6 protein-coding genes are annotated in these 4,863 nt (G+C 56.9%); 4 read left to right on the top strand and 2 right to left on the bottom strand.

What is annotated here, in order from left to right; all coding sequences use genetic code 11:
* A partial coding sequence (locus tag ABYT07_RS18870; RefSeq protein ID WP_372993569.1) for an ATP-binding cassette domain-containing protein occupies nucleotides 1–979 on the bottom strand: 979 nt, incomplete at its 3' end.
* A 135-nt stretch (nucleotides 980–1,114) separates the two neighbouring features.
* On the opposite strand from ABYT07_RS18870, the gene ABYT07_RS18865 reads away from it, so the two are divergent.
* The 4 genes from ABYT07_RS18865 to ABYT07_RS18850 all read left to right on the top strand — a co-directional run bounded on the left by ABYT07_RS18865 (nucleotide 1,115) and on the right by ABYT07_RS18850 (nucleotide 4,415).
* On the top strand, nucleotides 1,115–1,534 hold the full coding sequence (locus tag ABYT07_RS18865) for an MOSC domain-containing protein (protein ID WP_372993568.1): 420 nt from the start codon (nucleotides 1,115–1,117) through the stop codon (nucleotides 1,532–1,534).
* Nucleotides 1,535–1,730: 196 nt separating this feature from the next.
* Entirely contained in the window at nucleotides 1,731–2,171 is a 441-nt protein-coding gene (locus tag ABYT07_RS18860; RefSeq protein WP_372993567.1) for a universal stress protein, read from the top strand.
* 11 nt (nucleotides 2,172–2,182) lie between these two features.
* A complete protein-coding gene (locus ABYT07_RS18855) occupies nucleotides 2,183–3,736 on the top strand; it encodes an alanine/glycine:cation symporter family protein (protein WP_372993566.1) in 1,554 nt (517 codons plus the stop codon).
* A gap of 76 nt (nucleotides 3,737–3,812) precedes the next feature.
* Nucleotides 3,813–4,415, top strand: a complete 603-nt coding sequence (locus ABYT07_RS18850; RefSeq protein WP_372993565.1) for a nicotinate-nucleotide adenylyltransferase — start codon at nucleotides 3,813–3,815, stop codon at nucleotides 4,413–4,415.
* Here the strand turns inward: ABYT07_RS18850 and ABYT07_RS18845 are convergent.
* Nucleotides 4,407–4,863: DMT family transporter (locus tag ABYT07_RS18845; protein WP_372993564.1), on the bottom strand; the 457-nt coding region annotated here is incomplete at its 5' end. The two genes, ABYT07_RS18850 and ABYT07_RS18845, sit on opposite strands and share 9 nt — an antisense overlap.

The following is a 4,863-nucleotide window of genomic DNA, read 5'->3' as shown; positions in this document are numbered from 1 at the left end:
TGGAGAGGCCTTCGACCTCAAGCACTTTGCTGCCCAGACGGGGACCGTTGGGAATTACGATCTGGGCGCGGGTCAAGCGTTCGCGCTCTGAACTGTCGGCCATTTCGTTATAGGACCTGATCCGCGCTTTGGATTTTGCCTGACGGGCCTTGGCCCCCTGACGCATCCACTCAAGTTCGCGCGACAGTGTCTTTTGCTTGGACTTGTCCTCGCGGGCCTCTTGCTCAAGCCGTTTGGCTTTCTGGTCGATCCAGTTGGAATAATTGCCCTCGTAAGGGATGCCATTGCCGCGGTCCAGTTCAAGGATCCAGCTGGTGATGTTATCCAGGAAATAGCGGTCGTGGGTAACGATCAGGATCGTACCTTTGTAGTCGATCAGGTGCTGTTGCAGCCACGCGATGGTTTCCGCGTCCAAGTGGTTGGTCGGTTCATCGAGCAGCAGCATTTCTGGCGCTTCAAGCAGCAGCTTGCACAGGGCAACGCGGCGGGCTTCACCGCCCGAAAGTGTCGTTACATCGGCGTCATCGGCGGGGCAGCGCAATGCCTCCATCGACACGTCGATCTGGCTGTCGAGATCCCAAAGGTTCTCGGCATCGATCTGATCCTGCAAAGCGGCCATTTCGTCGGCTGTCTCGTCGGAATAGTTCATCGCCAATTCGTTATAGCGATCAAGGATGTCTTTTTTCTTTTTCACACCCAGCATCACGTTTTCACGTACGGTCAGGGCGGGGTCCAAATAGGGCTCCTGCTCAAGGTAGCCAACTTTGGCCCCCTCAGCGACCCATGCCTCGCCCGAGAAATCCTTGTCTTGGCCGGCCATGATCCGCATCAAAGTCGATTTACCCGACCCGTTGACACCAACGACACCGATTTTCACACCGGGCAAAAAGTTCAGGTTGATGTTGTCGAAACATTTCTTGCCGCCCGGATAGGTCTTGGAGACACCGGACATGTGAGAGACATATTGAAAGGCGGCGATTGGGAATCCTCGGATAAGCTGCGATTTGTTTGGTTGTGCAATATCGCCCAAACCGGGCAAGATCAAACACTCAATATATGGGGGGCTTGTGACGGATTTGAAGGCATTGATTGCAGGTTATGCGCACCTGGGCAGGTGACATGGATTGGTCTGCGGCCCGCGCGGCGGGCGCAGATGCTGTCGGTGGGGCAGGTGATGGTGACGGATGAGGGGCTGGAGGGCGACCACGGCCGCCCCGGCAAGCGGGCAGTGACCGTGGTTCAGGCGGAACATCTGGGGCCCATCGGGGCGATGCTGGGGCAGGGTGCGGTGGCCCCCGAAGTTCTGCGGCGCAACATCGTTGTGTCTGGCATCAACCTGTCAGCGTTGAAAGGTAGGCAGGTGCAAATCGGCACAGCAGTGCTGTCTTTCGACGTCATCTGCGCGCCGTGCAGCAGGATGGAGGAAGCGTTGGGCAAGGGGGGATACTCGGCTGTGCGCGGGCACGGTGGGTGGTGTGCCAGCGTGATCCGCCCCAGTTTGATCCGTCTGACAGATTCAGTGATCCCAACTTAAGCTACTAAAAATCTGGATTTTTATGCGCAATTTACCTGCATTCAGGGATATCGAAGTCGAAATCCCTGCGATCCTTTGAAAAATCAGTCGAATAAATCTTCGACTCTGGTCTAAGGTGATTCAATCTAGGGGTGATTTAGCCTTTGGAAGAATGCGACCCGCAAGAGGCCGCGCCAACGACAAGAGGGACAATACAATGACAACATCCACCATCGTTGTGGGTCTTGATGGCGGAGAAGCTGGCGCACGCGCGCTGGCCTTTGCGTCGAAACAGGCCCAACTGATCGAAGACTGCACCTTAAAGCTGGTCTATGTGATCGAATGGTCGCCGTTCAGCTTTCAAACATCAGAAGAAAACGAACAGCGCCACAAGCGTCGTGAGGAAGAACTGTCGCAGGCCCGCGAGCGCATCATGGACCCGGCGGTAAAAACTGCCACGGATAGCGGTCTGACGGTGGAAGGCATCGTCAAGCATGGCGATGTAGCGGATATTCTGGATGATCTTGCCAAGAAATACAGCGCGCAGCAAATCGTGGTGGGCCGCGTCGGTCTGCGCGGGTTGAAAGAGCGCATGTTTGGCGGCGTGACGGCCCGTTTGGCGGTTGCATCCAGCGTGCCGGTCACGATCATTCCATGAAAGGGCGAATAATGAATAAATTTATTACAACAGGGCTTGGCGCTGCTGCTGCATCCGCATTGCCCGCCATTGCATCGGCCCAAGAGGCGGCCGGTCTGGATCAACGCATCAATGATATTTTCGCCGGATCGACCGGTTGGTTCGTCAATCTGATCTTTATGTCGCTGCCGGGCACAAACTTTCCATGGATCGTATTGTGGCTGGTTGTTGCAGCATCTGTTTTCACCATCTATTTCGGCTTTATCCAGATCAAAGCTTTTGGTCATGCCATTTCGCTGGTCAAAGGCGACTATTCCGACCCTGACGACGCGGGCGAGGTTAGCCATTTCCAAGCCCTTACAACGGCGCTTTCGGGGACGGTCGGGCTTGGTAACATCGCGGGGGTTGCTGTGGCGGTCGGGATCGGCGGGCCGGGGGCCACGTTCTGGATGATCCTTGCGGGCCTTTTGGGCATGGCGTCAAAGTTCACCGAATGTACGCTGGGCGTGAAATACCGCAATGAATACCCTGACGGCACCGTGTCCGGTGGTCCGATGTATTACATGACAAAGGGCTTTAAAGAACGTGGCCTGCCAATGGGCGGTTTTCTGGCAGTCGTCTTTTCGATCTTTACCATCGGTGGCGCGTTGGGCGGCGGCAACATGTTCCAGGCCAATCAGGCACATGCGCAAATATCCGGTATCGTCGGGGATTTCCCCGGTTGGATCACGGGCATCATCTTTGCTGTGCTGGTTTTCGCGGTCATCGTGGGCGGCATCAAATCCATCGCACAGGTGACAGAAAAGGTCGTACCGTTCATGGGCATTCTTTATGTTCTTGCCGCGCTCGTGATTTTGATTGTCGAATATGACAAAATCGGCTGGGCCTTTGGCCAGATCTTTGAGGGCGCATTCAGCGGTCTTGGCGTTGCCGGTGGTCTTGTCGGGGCATTGATTCAAGGCTTCAAACGGGCTGCGTTCTCGAACGAGGCGGGCGTTGGGTCGGCTGCGATTGCACACTCTGCTGTGCGCACCAAGGAACCTGTGACCGAAGGCGTCGTGTCGTTGCTTGAACCGTTCATCGATACGGTTGTGATCTGTACCATGACCGCTTTGGTCATCACGATATCTGGCGTTTTGGTGATGGATCCCGCAACCGGTCAGTTCATCCTGAACGAGGCAGGCACGTCGATCATGACTGTTGACGGGTCAAGCGGTGTGCAGCTTACATCGGCGGCCTTTGCAACCGGCTTTAGCTGGTTCCCCTATGTGCTGGCAATCGCGGTCATCCTGTTCGCGTTCTCGACGATGATCAGTTGGTCCTACTATGGTCTCAAGGCGTGGACCTATCTGGTGGGCGAAGGCAAAACCAAAGAGATCGTGTTCAAGGTGATCTTTTGTTTTTTCATTATTGTGGGGGCAGCTGCCAATTTGGGCGCGGTCATCGATTTCTCTGACGCGATGATTTTTGCTATGGCGGTTGTGAACATCACGGCGCTGTACTTCTTGATGCCGATCGTCAAACGCGAGATGAAAAGCTATTTCAGCCGGTTGGAATCGGGTGAGTTGAAGAAGTTCGTCGATTAATCAACGGCGAACGTGATTGACAAAGGGGGCAAGAGCCTCTCCTTTCGGCCCCTGATACATTTCGGGGGCCGTTTTTGTGGGCTATCCATTACCATATGCGGCACCGGGACAGGTGATCGGCCTTTTGGGCGGCTCTTTTGATCCGGCCCATGCGGGGCATGCGCACATCACCCGCGAGGCGCTAAAGCGGTTCGGGTTGGACCGTGTGTGGTGGATGGTCAGCCCCGGCAACCCTTTGAAAGCGCACGGTCCGGCCCCTTTGGATCAACGCATGGCGCGGGCGCGCGCCGTGATGCAGCACCCTCGCGTGGACGTTACGGATATCGAGGCGCAGCTTGGCACGCGGTATACGGCGCAAACCTTGGTTGCCTTGCGGGCTCGCTATCCTGCGGTCCGGTTCGTGTGGTTGATGGGGGCTGATAATTTGGCGCAGTTGCATCTGTGGCAGGACTGGCGGCAGATCGTCGAAACCGTGCCGATTGGTGTGCTGGCCCGCCCCGGACAGCGTATTTCAGCACGCATGAGCCGCGCCGCGACGCTTTATGCGCCTTATCGTATTGCAGGGCGGCACAGTCAGCTTTTGGCGCGCGCGCGGGCCCCGGCATGGTGTTTCGTGAATGTGCCGATGATGGATGTCAGTTCAAGTGCGATCCGCGCGTCGGGCAAGTGGTCATCGTAACCGGGTCGAGATGATCCCCGCGCCTAGAATAACGGCCAGCCCGACCCAAGTCAGCATATCGGGCAAGGCCCCAAACAGCAGCCAGCCAAGGGCGACCGCAGACAGCAGTTGAAAATAGATCATCGGCGCGATTCTGGTCGCAGGGGCCAGCCTGTAGGCAAAGAGCATCAGCAGATTGCCCAACATCGAACAGATGGCGCTGGTGGCCGTCAGGGCGGCGACCGGCATGGTGAAGTCGGGCAGGTGCAACAGGCCAAGCGGCAGCAACAGCGCGGTACTGATGATGAGTTGGCTAAAGGCCAATGCCAGAGGTGGTGCGAGGTCCGACAGCCAGCGCGACATCGTCAGGAAGATGCCATAAAACGTGCCCGCTGCAAGCGCCCACAAAAGGCCGGCGCTGACGCCAATGCCGGGGCGGACGACCAGCACTACGCCTAAGAAGCCGATC

Source organism: Sulfitobacter sp., from assembly GCF_041552635.1.
Lineage (GTDB): Bacteria > Pseudomonadota > Alphaproteobacteria > Rhodobacterales > Rhodobacteraceae > Sulfitobacter.
Note: the sequence above shows the minus strand (reverse complement) of the source record. Positions and strands in the feature narration are given on the sequence as shown.